The following is an 18,116-nucleotide window of genomic DNA, read 5'->3' on the forward strand; positions in this document are numbered from 1 at the left end:
CATTTGTGCACTGCTATTATCCTAATTAATGTGAACGGATGTGCACTTTGATACTCATCAAGTGTAACCAAGCACGTAAAATGAAGAGGTAACAACAATGTCAGTTTTATTATTTCCTGTAATTGCTTTTGGTTTAGCTGTGGTTGTTGGTCGTATTGGAACAGTAATGTTTCGCGAACAAGATCAGCAGGCCTAACCTAGTTTTTAAATAGTCATTTTAAATAAAGAGGTGCGAAATTATGACTTCAACAATTTTATTGCCTGTAATCGCCTTGGTATTCGCTATTGGTGTTGGGCGTATTGGTACGATTGTTAAGGATGCGATGCGTGTAGATTTTACGACTGATATGGATGATAGTCATGAACTTAATACTGAAACTCAAAAAGGCACTGCTGCATAATTTTTCTTGCACAATGCTTACTTAAAAAGCTCTGTAGTTAAAACTTACAGGGCTTTTTTATTTTTTAGAATAATGTTGGGGATTTTGTGGAAAAACACATCTCGTGCAATATCACCTTGTTGTTCGATGTTATAACTAGAAAAGGCTTTGTTTTTTATAAATTGATATCGATATGGATTGTATTGCTTAAAACTGAGGTAATAGCCAACTTGAAGGATTGCACCTTTAACAACCACATTGATTCCTTGCTGAAACTGTAAAATATGCGCTAGTTCGTGAATAAAGATTCCCTGCAAGGATGTGGAGCATGTTGAATAGTCAGGGCTAAAGTATTTCTGATGCACAAATAGATTGCCATTGGGTGCCATAAAAATATTAGTAGGTTGCCAAGGTAGGTAGGGAATATTAAAAATCTTTATTTGTGCATAATCGATAAGATCGCCAAAGACAGGGCGTGCCATTTCGATTTCACCAGACGTCAAACCACGATATTGAAATTGATTCATTTTGAGGTAAAAGATTAGGCTGGCAATGAATCGAGCTTTCAATTTTGGTAGAGCATGCTGTATTGGTTTGTTCATCTGAACTAGGCATCTGAAAAACGTGAAGATCTGGTTTATTCTAGAATAAAAGCAAACTAAACAGGGTGAATTTTGGTATGCGAAGCATTAAATTAATGGTTTTTTCACTCTGCTGGGTGAGCTGCGCAGCTTTTGAAAATTTAGACATACAGCACTATAAAAATTGTACGGGATCACCATTGAAAGCGTTACAAGCTAATAGCACGCTTTTTTTCTTAACCATTGATGCTTATAAAAATAATCAATACAACTATGCTGCAATCTTGGATGCATCTGAAACTGAAATGACGCAGTGTCTTATTGTTGATCAAAACCGAAACGTGATTTTAGATACCATACCCAGCATGATTTCTAACAGTTGCAGTGGACAATGGGATAAACAAAGTCATACACCGGTTTGGATGGCTGATATTGGTGGTGGCAAAGATGGGGTTAACTACTTTCACTACCTAGCTTCGGAACAGTTAAAGCAACTCAATACAAGAGATGTTTCTGAAATACAGCAAATTGTTGGGAGCATTGATTGTCAATTATCTACCTATAGAAAACAGGATGCAGCAGAGCTAAACGATTCTGCATTTTTCCTCTATCAATTGGGTTATGATGATGCTTCATTAAGATTGTTAAACCATGTCATAAAATTAGATCCGAATAGAACTGTGGCTTACTTAAATCGAGCGGATGCTTATTTAGCTTTAAAAAATATAGGTCAAGCCAGAAAAAATTACATGATGTATGCTGATCAAATGAAAAAGTTGGGCTTATCCAACAAAGTCCCGTTAAGAATAAAAAAATATTTATGATCTGCTGGCGAGCGCAGAAATATAGATCAATCATTTGCAGCAAGAGATGAAATGAATGATGAAACAAACTTTATGGTTGTGCCTGTTTTTATCTGTGTGCGTACAGGCCTATGCAAGTAATGAATATTACTGTTTTGCTAATGGCAAAAAATCAATTTTATTGGTTTCACCACAATATCAAAAGACACAAACGATTAAGTATTATCCCTATCTCAAAGATATCAAGCTTTCTGAGCCAGTCTATATTGAAGAGGTTGAGATGGGTGAAGTCGCTCAGCCCGAAGTTTATAAGACCATGAATGAGCTGATTGATGGCAAAGTGACAGGGCAATATACCTTTGTGTCGCAAGGCTATATTCTTTATGGCGTAAGCTATCGTAATCTGAAAACAAAAAAAGAGACACATTTTGAGCAAGTGTCTTTGAATTTGACGGGGATAAGCTGTTTATAGTCTGGATGCCTAGATCGGAAACGAATGCTGTAATTGTTTTTGAAGAAAATTACAGCATTAGAAAACAAGACTTGTTGTCTTAGAACTGAGGTTTTACTACGACTAAAATCACCACTGCAAATAAGATCAAGGTCGGCATCTCATTAAAGAAGCGCCAAAACTTGTGTGATTTATAGTGAGCATTGCCAATCAGTTTTTTACGGTAATAACCACAAACAAAATGGTAAATCACCAATAAACCGACTAGACCGACTTTAAGGTAGAACCATAAAGCTTCATGATAATGTCGGGTTGCATCGCCCCAATCAACCAGAAAGTGGGCGGTAATAAGTGTGGCAATCATAGACGGCCACATAATACCGCGATACAACTTACGTTCCATGACTTCAAAGCGTTGATGACTCACTACATCTTCACTCATGGCATGGTAGACATAAAGGCGTGGTAAGTAGAACAATGCAGCGAACCAGCAAACCACAGCAATAATATGTAATGCTTTTACCCATAAGAAAGCATCAGAAGGTGCATCCATCGATAATCCTGCTAAATGGGATTATGCGTCCCACTTCTTGAAAATAAGGCAGGCGTTAACACCGCCAAAGCCAAAACTGTTACTCATGACAGTATTCAGTTTTGCATCACGTTTTTCAAGTACAATATCGAAACCTTGTGCGCCTTCATCAAGCTCAGTCACGTTGATGTTTGGCGCAATAAAGTCATTTTGCATCATCAAGACAGAATAAATTGCTTCCTGAACGCCCGCAGCACCTAAGCTATGACCCGTCATCGATTTGGTCGAGCTGAGTGGTGGAACTTGTCCTTCACCAAATGCACGTTCCATTGCTTTAAGCTCAGTTACGTCACCCGCTGGTGTTGAAGTACCGTGTGTGTTGACATAGTCAATTTGCTCTACACCATGCTGTTTTGCTTCATCCAACGCCATGATGATACAACGTGTTGCACCTTCACCACTTGGCGCAACCATGTCAGCACCATCACTGTTTGCAGCATAGCCAATCACTTCAGCTAAAATGTTTGCACCACGTGCTTGCGCATGTTCAAGTGACTCAAGCACCACGAAACCACCACCACCAGCAATGACGAAACCGTCACGGTCTTTTGAGTATGGACGTGATGCAGTTTCAGGTGTGTCATTGTATTTTGAACACAATGCGCCCATCGCATCAAACAATAAGCTTTGTGACCAGTGATCTTCTTCACCACCGCCAGCAAGCATTAAATCTTGTTTACCTAATTGAATGAGGTTATAGGCATAACCAATCGCATCAGCAGACGTTGCACATGCGCTGGTAATCGAGTGCGCTACACCTTGCAGTTTAAATGCAACGCCAACATTCGCAGTAATGGTGTTACTCATATTGCGAGGTACAAAGAAAGGACCGATTTTACGCGCGCCTTTTTCCTCTAACAGTTTGATCATTTCTGCAACAGATGCAGTTGAGTTACCACCAGAACCGCCAGCGATACCGTAACGTGGATTGTTTGCCAAATCTTCTTGTTTCAGTCCAGCATGTTCAACAGCTGCGACAGCTGCGTTATACGCATACATCGCACAGACGCCCATAAAGCGTTTCAGTTTGCGATCAATACCATCAAAATCCTGTTCAGCTGCAGCGCTGACATGGCTTTTGAAATTCAGTTCTGCATAAGTTGGATTTAAACGTGTGCCTGAGATTCCATTTTTTAAAGAATGAGTGACCTCTTCTAAAGAGTTACCGATACATGAGTTAATGCCCATACCAGTGATTACAACACGTTTCATTTACAGATCCCTTTTATGGTAATACTTAAGCCCTGTGCATCTCGCTATGAATACAGATCAGGAGAAAAATAACGATTAAAATGGCTTATGAGTGAATGACACCATGATAGCAGAAAGGTTTTTTATTTCTTATGGCAAATCTTATGCCTATTTCCAGTTGTGTAAATATTCGTAAATATTCGCGATGTTGTGACGAAACGTAAAGAAAGAACACAGATAAAAGTTGAGATAAATCTGCATTCAACCTAGTATTTACCTAGAAATGCACAGATTACACAACAGAGGTACTTGATGACAAAATCTAAAAACAAGCAATCTTCAGGTTTATTTGCACAAGCCTTTGGAGTGGCTAAAAAGCTCAGTTCAGAATTGCAGAAATTTCAAGTTGCCCCAACCACATCGGGTGCGGAACTCGCGAATTCATCCAATATTGTTGAAGGAAAAGCACGTTTCAAAAGTCCATTTGAGGTCGAAAAATACGAAAATCCTCAGCAAATGCTACGTCAACAATTTCCAAAACTATCTCATCAATTGTTAGGTCGTCATTATAACCGAGTGAATAGTGTGGCTTCGTTTGTATCACCAGATTTGGGTGATAAGGTCTCAGACTATTTATTCCAATGGTTAAATGAGTTTAGTTCAAATAGTTCTTTGACTGAAAAAATCCTTGAGGAAGCAGGGGTCAAAGATATTATGGAACTGACCACAGATACAGGACGTTCACAGCGCCTAAGTCAGGCATTAATTGAGCAAAATAAATTATTGGCTGCAGCACAAGGAGCGATTACAGGTGCAACGGGAGTCTGGGGTGCAGCGATCGATATTCCAGCATCTATTGTTTTGACCTTGAGAACGATTTATCAAACTGGTCGTTCACATGGTTTTGATTTATCTGAGGATACAGATCAAGAAATTGTTGCTTTCATCTTTAAAGAAATTGATTTGAGTTTAGTTGCGGAAAAACAAACCTTGTTAGTTGCGTTAAAAGCGTTGAAATCCATGTTGGAAACGCATGATTTGCAACAGTTTCAGCAATTGTTAGGTTCAAATAATGATATTGAGTTGGTGAAAAAATGGCTAGTGGATGAAAGTGGTGAGTTTAAATGGAACTGGCTCAATCGGATTCCTCAAGCTTCTGTGCTTAGTAAATTGACACCTGTTGCAGGTGCAGCGCTAGGTGGTTTCTATAGTTGGAGACTATTAGAGGATGTTGGGCACAAATCGCAATCTATTTTTGGTGCAGCTCGCTTCTATATTAATGAACATCCCCATGAAAAAATTTCGCCACTAGATGCATATTTTAAGGCGGAAGCTTTATTGAAAAAGGCGAGCCCACGTTTATTAAGTGCAGCGGCAGAAGCCAACAAAACCACAGCATCAGATGAACAGAATGATGTGATTACTAAAGTGACGGTTCAAGTGAAAGCAAATAAAGCTTCGACAGTCGCTGTGGGTGACAAGGTAGAAGAGGGAATTCAGCAGCTTGCAGAACAGCATGTGGTTGAACATCCCCATGCGGAACAACAGCCAGCATTAAAAGTACAGCAAGATGAAACTTTTGAGGATATTGAGGCTGAGCAAAAATCAATTGATATAGAACCTGCCTCAACAAAACATAGCTAAATCTGGCTGTAATGTTTTAGACATAAAAAACACAACAAACATCAGAAATGGTCGACACTTCAAATGTTGACCATTTTTACTTCTTAGCTTACAATTATGTGCCCTTAAAAAGAGGTTCTTTCCTTTTTTTAAGGTTGTTTAATAACGGGAGAATTGCCAAATGGCAACAACAAATCAGTTGATCCGTAAGGGTCGTACAACTTTGATTGAAAAATCTAAAGTTCCTGCGTTGAAGGCTTGTCCACAACGTCGTGGTGTATGTACACGTGTTTATACTACTACACCTAAAAAACCTAACTCAGCAATGCGTAAGGTTTGCCGTGTTCGCTTAACTTCAGGTTTTGAAGTATCTAGCTATATCGGTGGTGAAGGTCATAACCTACAAGAGCACAGTGTTGTTCTTATCCGTGGTGGTCGTGTTAAAGACTTACCAGGTGTACGTTACCATACCGTTCGTGGTTCTTTAGACTGTGCTGGCGTTAAAGATCGTAACCAGTCACGTTCTAAATACGGTACTAAGCGTCCTAAGAAGTAATTCTAGGAAACTAGTCCAAACAACCCTTTAGCGTTTCGCTTGTTTGAATTCTTCATAGTTTTGTAATTCAAGCGACGTATAGTAAGGCCAGCGAAAGTACATGACACTCGTACAAACTGCTGGATTATCCTGAAGTGTCATATTATTAGGTGTATTAAAATGCCAAGACGTCGCGTAGTCGCTGCTCGTGAGATCCTTCCAGATCCAAAATTTAGCAGCCAAACAATCGCTAAATTCATGAACCACGTAATGCAAGATGGTAAAAAATCTATTGCTGAAAGTATCGTTTACGGTGCTTTAGACCGCGTTCAAGAAAAAAACAAAGTAGACCCGGTTGAATTTTTCGAGACTACTCTTGAAAAAGTTCGTCCTATGGTTGAAGTAAAAGCACGCCGTGTTGGTGGTGCTACTTATCAAGTACCTATGGAAGTACGCCCATCCCGTCGTACTGCTCTAGCTATGCGTTGGTTAGTAGATGCTGCTGCTAAGCGTTCTGAAAAAACGATGGCTTTACGTCTTGCTGGTGAGTTGCTTGATGCAGCTGAAGGTAAAGGTGCAGCGATCAAAAAACGTGAAGACGTGCATCGTATGGCTGAAGCCAACAAAGCCTTCTCTCACTACCGTTTCTAAGCGGATAAAACAGTCCCTAATCAGGAGAATATTCATGCGTACCGCGGCTCGATTCAACATCGCTCTTTACCAAAGTGGGGGCTTTGCGGGTATTTAAGTTGCCTGCTTGGATATTCGTGCGCATCAATTTAATTGGTGCGTCCTGTTTTAAATATAACATTTAGGAATGTAGACATCATGGCTCGCCAAACCCCAATTAGTAATTACCGTAACATCGGTATTTCTGCGCACATTGACGCAGGTAAAACAACTACAACTGAACGTATTTTGTTCTACACAGGTGTATCTCACAAAATTGGTGAAGTACACGATGGTGCAGCAACAATGGACTGGATGGAACAAGAGCAAGAGCGTGGTATTACAATTACCTCTGCTGCTACAACTTGTTTCTGGTCTGGTATGGCTAACCAATTCCAACAACACCGTATCAACGTAATTGATACACCGGGACACGTAGACTTCACAATCGAAGTTGAACGTTCTATGCGTGTTCTTGACGGTGCGTGCATGGTTTACTGTGCAGTTGGTGGTGTACAGCCTCAGTCTGAAACTGTATGGCGTCAAGCGAACAAATATAAAGTGCCTCGTTTAGCATTCGTGAACAAGATGGACCGTACTGGTGCAAACTTCTTCCGTGCTGTTGAGCAAGTTAAAACTCGTTTAGGTGGTAATCCTGTGCCTATCGTTGTGCCAATCGGTGCAGAAGATACGTTCACAGGTGTTGTTGACCTTATCGAAATGAAAGCGATTATCTGGGATGAAGCATCTCAAGGTATGAAGTTCGAATACGGTGATATTCCTGCTGACCTCGTTGAGATTTCTCAAGAATGGCGTACTAAGATGGTTGAAGCTGCGGCTGAAGCATCTGAAGAGCTAATGGACAAGTACTTGGAAGAAGGTGATCTTTCTAAAGAAGAAATCATCGCTGGTCTTCGTACACGTACATTGGCTTCTGAAATCCAAGTTATGCTTTGTGGTTCAGCGTTCAAGAACAAAGGTGTTCAACGTATGTTGGATGCTGTAATTCAATTCTTGCCTTCTCCTACAGAAGTTAAAGCGATTGAAGGTATTCTTGACGACAAAGATGAAACTAAAGCATCTCGTGAAGCATCTGACGAAGCACCGTTCTCTGCACTTGCGTTCAAAATCATGAACGATAAGTTCGTAGGTAACTTAACATTCGTACGTGTTTATTCTGGTGTTCTTAAACAAGGTGATCCGGTTTATAACCCAGTTAAGTCTAAGCGTGAACGTATCGGTCGTATCGTGCAAATGCACGCGAACGAACGTCAAGATCTTGAAGAAATCCGTGCAGGTGATATCGCAGCGTGTGTAGGTCTTAAAGACGTTACTACGGGTGATACATTATGTGATGAGAAAAACATCATTACTCTTGAGCGTATGGAATTCCCAGAGCCAGTAATTTCATTGGCTGTTGAACCAAAAACTAAAGCTGACCAAGAAAAAATGTCAATTGCTTTAGGTCGTTTGGCGAAAGAAGATCCATCGTTCCGCGTTCGTACAGACGAAGAATCTGGTCAAACAATTATTGCTGGTATGGGTGAGCTTCACCTTGACATCATCGTTGACCGTATGAAGCGTGAATTCGGTGTTGAAGCGAACATTGGTAAACCAATGGTTGCTTACCGTGAAACGATCAAAAAGTCTGTTGAGCAAGAAGGTAAGTTTGTTCGTCAAACAGGTGGTAAAGGTAAATTCGGTCATGTATATGTTCGTTTAGAGCCTATGGATGTTGAAGAAGCTGGTAAAGAATACCAATTCGCTGAAGAAGTTGTCGGCGGTACAGTACCTAAAGAATTCTTTGGTGCGGTTGATAAAGGTATTCAAGAACGTATGAAGAATGGTGTATTGGCTGGTTACCCTGTTGTGGGTATCAAAGCGACATTATTTGATGGTTCTTACCACGATGTCGACTCTGACGAATTGTCGTTCAAAATGGCTGGTTCATACGCTTTCCGTGACGGTTTCATGAAAGCTGATCCTATCCTTCTTGAACCAATCATGAAAGTTGAAGTAGAAACTCCAGAAGACTACATGGGCGATATCATGGGTGACTTAAACCGTCGTCGTGGTATGGTTCAAGGTATGGACGATCTTCCTGGTGGAACAAAAGCAATTAAAGCAGAAGTTCCATTGGCTGAGATGTTTGGTTACGCGACTCAAATGCGTTCTATGTCTCAAGGTCGTGCGACTTATTCTATGGAATTCGCTAAATACGCTGAAACACCACGTAACGTGGCTGAAGGCATCATCGCTAAGTTCCAAGCTGGCGGTAAAAAAGGTGACGACGAGTAATCTTTCGATTACTATATTACCCAACTAAATTTAGTTAAAAAACCAAGTGCTCATGGGCGACCCTCATGAGCAGTTTATAAAGGAAGATCATCATGGCTAAAGCCAAGTTTGAACGTAATAAACCACACGTAAACGTGGGTACAATTGGTCACGTTGACCATGGTAAAACAACTTTAACTGCTGCGATTGCAACTATTTGTGCAAAAACTTACGGCGGTGAAGCGAAAGATTACTCACAAATCGACTCAGCTCCTGAAGAAAAAGCACGTGGTATTACAATTAATACTTCACACGTAGAATACGATTCTCCAATCCGTCACTACGCTCACGTAGACTGCCCGGGCCACGCCGATTATGTTAAAAACATGATTACTGGTGCTGCTCAGATGGACGGCGCGATCCTTGTATGTGCTGCGACTGATGGTCCAATGCCACAAACTCGTGAACACATCCTTCTTTCACGTCAGGTTGGTGTACCTTACATCATCGTATTCTTGAACAAGTGTGACCTTGTTGATGATGAAGAATTACTTGAATTAGTAGAAATGGAAGTTCGTGAACTTCTTTCTACTTATGACTTCCCAGGTGATGACACTCCAATCATCCGTGGTTCAGCTCTTCAAGCATTAAACGGTAACGACGGTCCTTATGGCGAGAAAGCTGTAATCGACTTAGTTGCTGCACTTGACTCTTACATTCCAGAGCCAGAACGTGCTATCGATAAAGCATTCTTGATGCCAATCGAAGACGTATTCTCTATCTCAGGCCGTGGTACAGTAGTAACTGGTCGTGTAGAAGCTGGTATCGTAAAAGTTGGTGAAGAAGTTGAAATCGTAGGTATCAAAGATACGGTTAAGACAACTGTAACTGGCGTAGAAATGTTCCGTAAATTGCTTGACGAAGGTCGTGCAGGCGAGAACTGTGGTGTTCTTCTACGTGGTACTAAGCGTGAAGACGTACAACGTGGTCAAGTACTTGCTAAACCAGGTACAATCAAGCCGCACACTAAATTCGATGCAGAAGTATACGTACTTTCTAAAGAAGAAGGTGGTCGTCATACTCCATTCCTTAACGGTTACCGTCCACAGTTCTACTTCCGTACAACTGACGTAACTGGCGCGATCAAATTGCAAGATGGCGTAGAAATGGTAATGCCTGGTGACAACGTTGAGATGTCAGTAGAATTAATCCACCCGATCGCAATGGACCCAGGTCTACGTTTTGCGATCCGTGAAGGTGGTCGTACTGTAGGCGCTGGTGTTGTTGCTAAAGTAACTGCATAATCGCTTAGAGTGATAAAAAAACACCCCTCTGGGGTGTTTTTTTATGTCTGTGGTTTTCTTTTCTTATATCTAAAATCCAATATTCAATTAAATTTTTCCTTTACGTCAGAAAAGTAGTTTCACTGGTTTTCTTTTTTCTCTTGCGTCGGAAATTTTAATACTTAATTAAAATTTCCTCCTCATGTCCTAAACTGATACTACGCTGTCCCAAACTGCACTTAATTGATTCGTATAAAACCGTAATATAAAACTCAAGAAAATGAACAAAAGTGCTCAGTGGAGATATTCCACTGAAAAGGAGAAAGCAGCATGAATGCTAAAGTAAATGTTTCGAATCGTGCAGGTGCAAGTTTCCCAGTACGTCGTATGAATTTTGATTTTAATGAAGTTCCTGAATATTGGGTCAGTGGTTCTGCTGGATTAACTCATTTTATGACAGGCTTATCTGCACTATTTCCAGATGGTGAAAAACTCTTTATCGACTCCGTACGTGCTGTACGTTATCACCCAGCCATTAAAGACAACGAAAAGCTGCAAAAAGAAATCAGTGCTTTTATTGGTCAAGAGGCCATGCACACGCAAGAGCATGTCAACTTTAATGCTTCAGCTCAGAAGTATGGTCATGATGTCGAAACACTTGAACGAAGAACAGGCGTCGTGATTCAAACAGGCCGTAAATTATTTGCTAAATTGGTTAAGCCATTTGGCATGACGCAAGAAATGGTGGATTTGACCGCCACTACAGCACTCGAACATTTTACTGCAACCATTGCGTCAGAATTATTGCGTAATCCGCATATTCAAGAATTAATGCAAGACAAGACCATGGAATACATGTGGTTATGGCATGCGGTAGAAGAAAATGAACATAAAGCAGTTGCGTATGATGTGTATGAAGAAATTTTTGGTCGCGGCGTAAAGGCCTATGCATTGCGTAATACTGCACTGGTTGTTTCGATGGTTGCAATTTTCTTGACCCAATCTTCATTTGTATTGAAATTATTGAAAGATGATGGAAAATTAAATCTGAAAGAATTGGGTATGATTTATCAATATGCCTATAGTCCGTCGAAAGGAATTATCTCTGGAATGGCGGGTGAAATGTTGGCCTACTTCAAGCCTGGTTTCCATCCAAATGATTTAGATACCGTACAATTATTGCAAGATTGGAAGGCAAAATTAGGTCTGTAAACGCTGTTTATTTTAGCCTCGTAATTCCTGAAAAGGGACAATAAGTATTGTCCCTTTTTTTATTTTAATCTTTCATTTCATACAGAATTTTGAGCAAGCTGACATGTCCTAAGATGATGCTTTTCTGACCTTATCTGCACTTATTTCATGCACTGAAAAGAGCGTATAAATAAAGTATGGAATACGATCAATGAAAAATATTCATCGGATAGGAGAACAGGGTATGAATGCTAAAGTTAATATTTCAAACCGTGCTGGCGCCAGTTTTCCCGTACGCCGAATGGATTTTGAATTTGGTGAGGTTCCACGTTATTGGGCCAATGGTGACGCTGCACTCACACATTTTATGACTGCGCTTTCGGCACTATTTCCTGAAGGTGAACAATTCTTTGTGAATAGCACCCGTGCAGTACGTAATGACCCTAAATTGGCGGATCAGCGATTGCAGAAAGAAATCAGTGCTTTTATTGGTCAAGAAGCGATGCATTCTAAAGAACATTTGGCCTTCAATGCTTCAGCGGAGGCCTATGGTTACGATGTTCGTAAAATGGAAGGGCAAACAGGTCGTTTAATCAACCGTACCATTGGAATGACAGCAAAACTCTTAAAACCTTTCGGTTTCACCAAAGAAATGATTGGTTTGACGGGAACCTGTGCCTTGGAGCACTTTACTTCAACCATTGCAGAAGAACTATTAAGTAATCCAGACATTCAAGCGATGTTTATGGATCAAACCATGTACCATTTATGGATGTGGCATGCAGTTGAAGAAAACGAGCATAAAGCGGTTGCTTTTGATGTCTATGAAGCGATGTATGGTCAAGGCCCTAAAGCGTATTTTATGCGTTCATTGGCCTTAGTTATTGCAATGGGGCTCATCTTTATTACCCAATCTTATTTTACCGCCAAGCTTCTACAAACAGATGGCAAATTGACATGGCGTGATACCAAATACATGATCAAATTTATGTATGGCTATAAAGGTTTTATGACCCGCCAAATCCCGACCTTGTTAGATTTTTTAAGACCGAAATTTCATCCGAATGATGAAGATACCACAGCACTTTTGAATAAATGGCGTGCTGAATTGGGTTTTAATCTAAGTTAACTTCAATGGGCAGTCAAAACTGCCCATTTTTTTATTCAAATTTTGCTTTAAATTGCTGATAATCTGCACCAGTATTTTATAGAGTGATAGATCGTGATTCGATTGATGCAAGAAAATGACTTAGAAAGTGTGGCGGGGATTGAGCGATTGGTGCAAACCCATCCCTGGTCAAAGCAGCAGTTTCAGGAGTCTTTCGCCTCGTATCAATGTACGGTGTATGAACAAGCCAATCAAGTGGTGGGATTCTGTATTCTGCAGCCCGTTTTGGATGAAGCAAATTTATTGTTGATGGCGATTCACCCAAGCCAACAGGGTAAAGGACTGGGTTATGAATTATTAGAAAGCTCAATCCAGCAATTAAAAAACAATCCAATTCAGATTTTTTTAGAAGTTCGTGAAAGTAATGCAGCTGCGATTCGTTTGTATGAAAAAACAGGTTTTCATCAAATTGACTTACGTAAAAATTATTATCCAAACCCCGATGGTTCAAGAGAGCATGCCGTGATTATGGTCAAAACATGCACTGATGATTTTGCAGCGTTATTTCAATAAATTTATGCAATTTAAGTTTGACTCAGACATATATTCTAAAATATTAAAAAGTATTTGTTGTAACGGAGTCATTCAGGTTAATTATCCAATTTCATGATAAACCTGCGGTTCGCCCTACTTTTGTTTCGGTATGAGGAGCGAAAGCTCCGCAAGGGCAAACCATCTTTCTTGCACTACTTGATCAAAGTTCACCGCAAGGCGAAAAACTTTGCTTAGTATAAACTACGCACTTCGTTTGTCTTGCGCTGCGCTAAAGCTATAATCGCTTTAACTTGCTCAGGTTGTGAATGACACTTGCGTGTATCAAATAGTCGAAAAAATTATCAAATTTAAATTATTTAATAATTAAATTATTCCACTCAGAAGGCAGCGTACTCATCAATGAATTTCCAAGTTGATGGATTTCATTTTCAGAGAGTGGACGATTAAGTCGACGCCATTGCCCATCAAGCAATAATTCGAGTGGCGTATATTGCGATTTATAATTCATTTTGGGTGAATGTGGCACCCAGTAGCCTAGGTATAAATAGTCTAGGTTGAGTGTGCGTACATATTCGATTTGTTTAAGGATCGCAAACACACCTAAAGAACGGCGTTGTTCATCTGGATCAAAGAAGGTATAGACTGCTGACAGCCCATCGTCCATCAAATCACAGGTTGAAACACCAATCAGTTTTTGGTCTTTCCAAAGTTCAATAAAGAAACTTTCTGTGCAGCTATGTACCAGAAATTTTTCAAACTGATCTAGACTGGCAGGGTACATATCACCATCTGAGTGACGTTCATTGATATAACGTTCATATAAGTCGTAGTGTTGTTGAGTGGCTTGCGAGGTCGGCAAAATACTCATTTGCAAATCTTGATTGCGTTTCCATGCCTTTTTTTGGCTGCTGTTCATTTTAAATTCTTGAACGGGAACACGGCAAGATAAGCATTGGCGACATAAGTGACATTCAGGGCGATAGACAAAATCACCACTACGACGAAAACCAACACGAGAAAGTTCTGACAACGTCACCACATCGATACGGTGAATTGGATCTAGGAACACCATTCGGGCTGATTTGTTATCAAGATAACTGCAGTCGTGCGGTGGCGTAATATAGTACTGTAAGTCATTTAAAAGGGACTTGGGTTGATATGATTTCATTAATCTGTCCCTCCAAGGTGTTAATCCGTTAACCGTCTAATTTTGCAAAAACTGCTATTGTTTTACTTGAAAATACACGTTCTTGATAACTTTTCCAATTGATAGAGGGGGCAATAATTACATCTTGTAACGATTTAAGGTAGGCTTGGCGAGAAAGTGTACTCGCACCGAGGCTTAAAAGGTGATCATTGACCAATTGGCAATCAATCCATGGCAACTGATTTTCTTGTCCAATCAGCATTAAAGTATAGAAAGCCATTTTAGAAACATCTGTTTCAGTACTAAACATGGATTCTCCAAAACAGCCTTTACCGATACTGACACCATAGAGTCCGCCAACCAAGTTATCCTGCTGCCAGACTTCAACACTGTACGCATATCCTGCTTGGAATAAGGCGCAATAGCCTGAAATGATATCTTCACTAATCCAGGTTTCATTGGCATAGCTCCGCGGCAATGAACAAGAACGAATCACCTCTTCAAAAGCATGGTTAATGGTAATTCGATAATCATGCTTTTTCATATTTCGAATTAAAGATTTACTTGGTTTGTAGGCATGTGGCTCGATAATGCATCGCGGTTCAGGACTCCACCAGCAAATTGGCTCGTCTTCATTGAACCAAGGGAACAGCCCGTGTGTGTAGGCTTCAAATAAAGTAGAAGGGGATAGGTCTGCACCAATACAAATAAATCCTTGTCCTTCAGGATCAGCTTCGATTGGATTCGGGAAAATATATTGCGAGGGTGGGAGTTGTTGCATAGCATAAAAAATTAATAAGATTAATTCTAAGCTAACTGAAGTTATAGGGAATGGCAATCATTGGCAGAGCCATTCCCTATACGAGATTAATCAAACAAACGTAAATGTTTAGCAATTTCTAATTTTTTACTGTCGAGGAAAAGTTGCGCTTTAGTTTGAATAATTTCAAGACTCTTTGCTTTGTCTGATACGGTTTTACCTTCGCTGTCCAAGACTAACCAATTGAGTTGGCTGATTGCATCCTGTACATATTGCGCAAATTCACTTGCTGATGCTAAACCATCAATGAAATGTGCACGATAGAACAGTTGATGGAAATGCTCAGTTGGAATACCGATTCCTGTAATTGGGCTAATCAGGACATTATAGTTTTGATGAAAACTCGCTTGCTTTAATAAGTAGTGATTTAAACGTTGGGATTGCTCTAAAGTTTGTTGCTTCGGGTCTAAGTTTTGACACGGTTGAGCTAAACCGAGGTGAGATAGAATGACTAAAGCATTGAGAATTTTTGCATAGTTGAGATCTGGCAAACTTTGTTCCAGTTCAAAAATGGTCAGTGGTTGATAGTTTTCCTTTGCAAATTTATCGCCAATGGGCAGATAAATTTCTTCAATTAAATTAAAGGTGCCTAATAACCCACTGATACTGGTTGGTAGCTGTTCCTTGGCTGTCAGTAACACAAAGGCCGTGTTGCGCAGCCGTTCTTGTGCCTGTAATGGGGTTAAGTTATTTTTACCTCGAATAAACAAGTCTCGTCTAAATTGCGTGTTAGCAAAATAGTCGCGGCATTGTTCTTTAAAAATAGGGTGCTCAATGGCATTCAAAAAAGCTTGGTGCTGTTCTGAAAAATTGATGTTATCGAGGTGTGTATTTAAATCGGTTGAACCTGCATAGGACAGTTTGATTTCATCCAGAATACGCACAATTTGCTGGAAGGAAAAACATTGCCAATCTTGATTGAGATATTCATGAATCAAGTAGTTTGGATTTTGCTGTTTTAAATCAGCGACTTTTTGTACGGCATTGGGATTGCGTTGGGCAAAAATTGGATTTTGCTTAAGTAAGTCTTCACTGAAGGTGAGGGCTTCATTGACCTTTTGCAGAGGATTGGTACTTTTGCTATTAAACTTAAAATGGCTATGAAATAACTCGCGAATTGGCATATTCGCTGCCCAACCAGTAACGCAGTTATAGCTGATATAGACAATACCGTTGGGTTTTAAGAATTTACGAATAAATTTGAGAATAATGTGCTGATTTTCATAGCTGATCCAGCTCCAAATCCCGTGTAGGCTGATCGAATCAAACATCGGAAGATCAGAACGATTAAGCAACTCTTCAAAACTATCATCATAGAAGTAATGTTCGGTTTTGCTCTGCTCAGCCAGTTGATTGGCATGTGCTGCATGTGCTGGATTGAAATCTGTACCGTAGAATGCAGCTTCATTACAGGTTGCGTGAATATTAATACTGACACCTTGACCAAAGCCAAGTTCACAATGATTATGATTTTCCTGAAAATCTGGACTATCGATGCCATTTAAAAGTAAGCAAAACTTTTGGAAATTCGGGCTGAGGTCTCGATAATAACCGTAGGTATAATTTACTTCAGTTTGGTAGCCATTCGTCCAGGTCGTTGTCATTGATATATCCTATAGACTGATTGTTGATATGTTTAAAAAGCCGTCAATTTTTCGATTGTATGGATACTCGCAAAAAAAAACCACCAAAGATTGGTGGTTTTTCAATATTGGCCTAATTAGTTTAGATTATCGAGATATTTCTCTGCATCTAATGCTGCCATACAGCCTGAGCCTGCTGAAGTAATCGCTTGGCGATAGATACTATCTGCCACATCACCTGCAGCAAATACGCCTTCAATAGAGGCAGCAGTTGCATTACCCGCAGTGCCGCTATGCACTTGGATATAGCCATCACGCAGATTTAACTGGCCATCAAACATGCCTGTATTCGGTTTATGTCCGATCGCAACAAACAAGCCTTGAACTTGCACATCTTGCGTGCTTGAATCTTGGGTTGATTGAATACGAACAGCCGTTACGCCTGTTTTGTCACCCAATACTTCATCCACTTGATGGTTCCAGATAATACTGATTTTGCCTTCTTTTTCTTTGGCAAAAAGATGGTCTTGTAAAATCTTTTCAGAACGTAAGCTGTCACGACGGTGAACAAGGGTGACATGCGCTGCAATATTAGAAAGATAAAGTGCTTCTTCGACTGCTGTGTTACCACCACCAACAACCATGACATTTTGGTTCTTATAGAAGAAACCATCACAGGTTGCACATGCGCTTACACCTTGGCCCATAAACGCAGCTTCAGATTCAAGACCTAGGTATTGTGCAGTTGCACCTGTTGCAATAATCAACGCATCACACGTGTACTCTTCCATATCGCCTTTGAGTACGAATGGACGAGTTTTAAGATCTACTTCATTGATATGATCGTAGACAATTTCTGTACCGAAACGTTCTGCATGAGCTTGCATACGTTCCATAAGCACAGGACCAGTTAATCCTTCTGGGTCACCTGGCCAGTTGTCAACTTCAGTGGTCGTTGTTAATTGACCACCGAGTTGCAAACCCGCAATCAGTGTTGGCTTGAGGTTAGCACGTGCAGCATAGACTGCTGCGCTATAGCCTGCAGGACCAGAACCCAAAATAATTAACCGTGAGTGACGAGCGCTCATTAAAGAACATCCTTTTTATATCAAAACTGCTAAAATTATACGTGAATCCAGAGCGGAGTGGTTTAAATCCATCGGGATAATATTGATTAACTCAATCGAATTGAGCTATATCCGAGCAGGATGTTAACAACAACAGTAAACAATCGTGCATCTTTTTTGTAAGAACGAGTGCATAATATAAAACTTATTGATTAAGGCATTTTAGGCCTTGAAAGATACTAACAAATAACGAATTGGGT

General features: G+C 40.2%; 18 protein-coding genes. 11 read left to right on the top strand and 7 right to left on the bottom strand.

What is annotated here, in order from left to right; translation table 11 throughout:
• Positions 1 to 239 precede the first annotated feature (239 nt).
• The gene (locus tag F885_RS21060; RefSeq protein ID WP_004805126.1) at positions 240 to 401 is read left to right on the top strand and encodes a hypothetical protein; all 162 of its coding nucleotides are present in this window, start codon (positions 240 to 242) and stop codon (positions 399 to 401) included.
• 44 nt (positions 402 to 445) lie between these two features.
• Here F885_RS21060 and F885_RS05140 read toward each other — a convergent pair whose 3' ends face one another.
• Positions 446 to 982 (bottom strand): hypothetical protein, encoded by a 537-nt coding sequence (locus tag F885_RS05140; protein WP_005321396.1) that lies wholly within the window; start codon positions 980 to 982, stop codon positions 446 to 448.
• 77 nt (positions 983 to 1,059) lie between these two features.
• Between F885_RS05140 and F885_RS05135 the strand changes: the two genes are divergently transcribed.
• Together F885_RS05135 and F885_RS05130 are read left to right on the top strand one after the other, a co-directional pair.
• A complete protein-coding gene (locus F885_RS05135) occupies positions 1,060 to 1,785 on the top strand; it encodes a tetratricopeptide repeat protein (protein WP_032859681.1) in 726 nt (241 codons plus the stop codon).
• Between the two features lie 55 nt (positions 1,786 to 1,840).
• Positions 1,841 to 2,236: a hypothetical protein gene (locus tag F885_RS05130; protein ID WP_005205457.1), complete on the top strand. Its 396-nt coding sequence runs from the start codon at positions 1,841 to 1,843 to the stop codon at positions 2,234 to 2,236.
• 79 nt (positions 2,237 to 2,315) lie between these two features.
• Here F885_RS05130 and F885_RS05125 read toward each other — a convergent pair whose 3' ends face one another.
• Together F885_RS05125 and F885_RS05120 are read right to left on the bottom strand one after the other, a co-directional pair.
• Positions 2,316 to 2,768 (bottom strand): CopD family protein, encoded by a 453-nt coding sequence (locus F885_RS05125; protein ID WP_005321413.1) that lies wholly within the window; start codon positions 2,766 to 2,768, stop codon positions 2,316 to 2,318.
• A 21-nt stretch (positions 2,769 to 2,789) separates the two neighbouring features.
• Positions 2,790 to 4,019 carry a beta-ketoacyl-ACP synthase II gene (locus F885_RS05120; protein WP_004805136.1) on the bottom strand — a complete coding sequence of 410 codons (1,230 nt, stop codon included), beginning with the start codon at positions 4,017 to 4,019 and terminating at the stop codon, positions 2,790 to 2,792.
• A gap of 291 nt (positions 4,020 to 4,310) precedes the next feature.
• On the opposite strand from F885_RS05120, the gene F885_RS05115 reads away from it, so the two are divergent.
• The 8 genes from F885_RS05115 to rimI all read left to right on the top strand — a co-directional run bounded on the left by F885_RS05115 (position 4,311) and on the right by rimI (position 13,257).
• Positions 4,311 to 5,642 carry an EcsC family protein gene (locus F885_RS05115; RefSeq protein ID WP_005321425.1) on the top strand — a complete coding sequence of 444 codons (1,332 nt, stop codon included), beginning with the start codon at positions 4,311 to 4,313 and terminating at the stop codon, positions 5,640 to 5,642.
• 160 nt (positions 5,643 to 5,802) lie between these two features.
• A complete protein-coding gene (gene rpsL, locus F885_RS05110) occupies positions 5,803 to 6,177 on the top strand; it encodes a 30S ribosomal protein S12 (protein WP_004648013.1) in 375 nt (124 codons plus the stop codon).
• A gap of 159 nt (positions 6,178 to 6,336) precedes the next feature.
• Complete coding sequence (gene rpsG / locus F885_RS05105) at positions 6,337 to 6,807, top strand: 30S ribosomal protein S7 (RefSeq protein ID WP_004655203.1); 471 nt, start codon at positions 6,337 to 6,339, stop codon at positions 6,805 to 6,807.
• A gap of 177 nt (positions 6,808 to 6,984) precedes the next feature.
• The gene (gene fusA / locus F885_RS05100) at positions 6,985 to 9,123 is read left to right on the top strand and encodes an elongation factor G (RefSeq protein ID WP_005205454.1); all 2,139 of its coding nucleotides are present in this window, start codon (positions 6,985 to 6,987) and stop codon (positions 9,121 to 9,123) included.
• Positions 9,124 to 9,215: 92 nt separating this feature from the next.
• Positions 9,216 to 10,406 carry an elongation factor Tu gene (gene tuf / locus F885_RS05095; RefSeq protein WP_004802222.1) on the top strand — a complete coding sequence of 397 codons (1,191 nt, stop codon included), beginning with the start codon at positions 9,216 to 9,218 and terminating at the stop codon, positions 10,404 to 10,406.
• Between the two features lie 309 nt (positions 10,407 to 10,715).
• A complete protein-coding gene (locus F885_RS05090; RefSeq protein WP_005210941.1) occupies positions 10,716 to 11,597 on the top strand; it encodes a metal-dependent hydrolase in 882 nt (293 codons plus the stop codon).
• Between the two features lie 223 nt (positions 11,598 to 11,820).
• Positions 11,821 to 12,705, top strand: a complete 885-nt coding sequence (locus tag F885_RS05085) for a metal-dependent hydrolase (protein WP_005321426.1) — start codon at positions 11,821 to 11,823, stop codon at positions 12,703 to 12,705.
• Positions 12,706 to 12,798: 93 nt separating this feature from the next.
• Complete coding sequence (gene rimI / locus F885_RS05080) at positions 12,799 to 13,257, top strand: ribosomal protein S18-alanine N-acetyltransferase (RefSeq protein ID WP_201772402.1); 459 nt, start codon at positions 12,799 to 12,801, stop codon at positions 13,255 to 13,257.
• Positions 13,258 to 13,591: 334 nt separating this feature from the next.
• Here rimI and F885_RS05075 read toward each other — a convergent pair whose 3' ends face one another.
• The 4 genes from F885_RS05075 to trxB form a co-directional block, all read right to left on the bottom strand.
• Positions 13,592 to 14,407 carry an arginyltransferase gene (locus F885_RS05075; RefSeq protein ID WP_004805148.1) on the bottom strand — a complete coding sequence of 272 codons (816 nt, stop codon included), beginning with the start codon at positions 14,405 to 14,407 and terminating at the stop codon, positions 13,592 to 13,594.
• 28 nt (positions 14,408 to 14,435) lie between these two features.
• Complete coding sequence (gene aat / locus F885_RS05070) at positions 14,436 to 15,167, bottom strand: leucyl/phenylalanyl-tRNA--protein transferase (protein WP_005321428.1); 732 nt, start codon at positions 15,165 to 15,167, stop codon at positions 14,436 to 14,438.
• 86 nt (positions 15,168 to 15,253) lie between these two features.
• The gene (locus F885_RS05065; RefSeq protein WP_005321429.1) at positions 15,254 to 16,810 is read right to left on the bottom strand and encodes a methyltransferase regulatory domain-containing protein; all 1,557 of its coding nucleotides are present in this window, start codon (positions 16,808 to 16,810) and stop codon (positions 15,254 to 15,256) included.
• 116 nt (positions 16,811 to 16,926) lie between these two features.
• Entirely contained in the window at positions 16,927 to 17,877 is a 951-nt protein-coding gene (gene trxB / locus F885_RS05060; RefSeq protein WP_004805153.1) for a thioredoxin-disulfide reductase, read from the bottom strand.
• Between the last annotated feature and the right edge of the window lie 239 nt (positions 17,878 to 18,116).

Origin of the sequence: Acinetobacter higginsii (assembly GCF_000369845.1) — a bacterium.
GTDB lineage: Bacteria > Pseudomonadota > Gammaproteobacteria > Pseudomonadales > Moraxellaceae > Acinetobacter > Acinetobacter higginsii.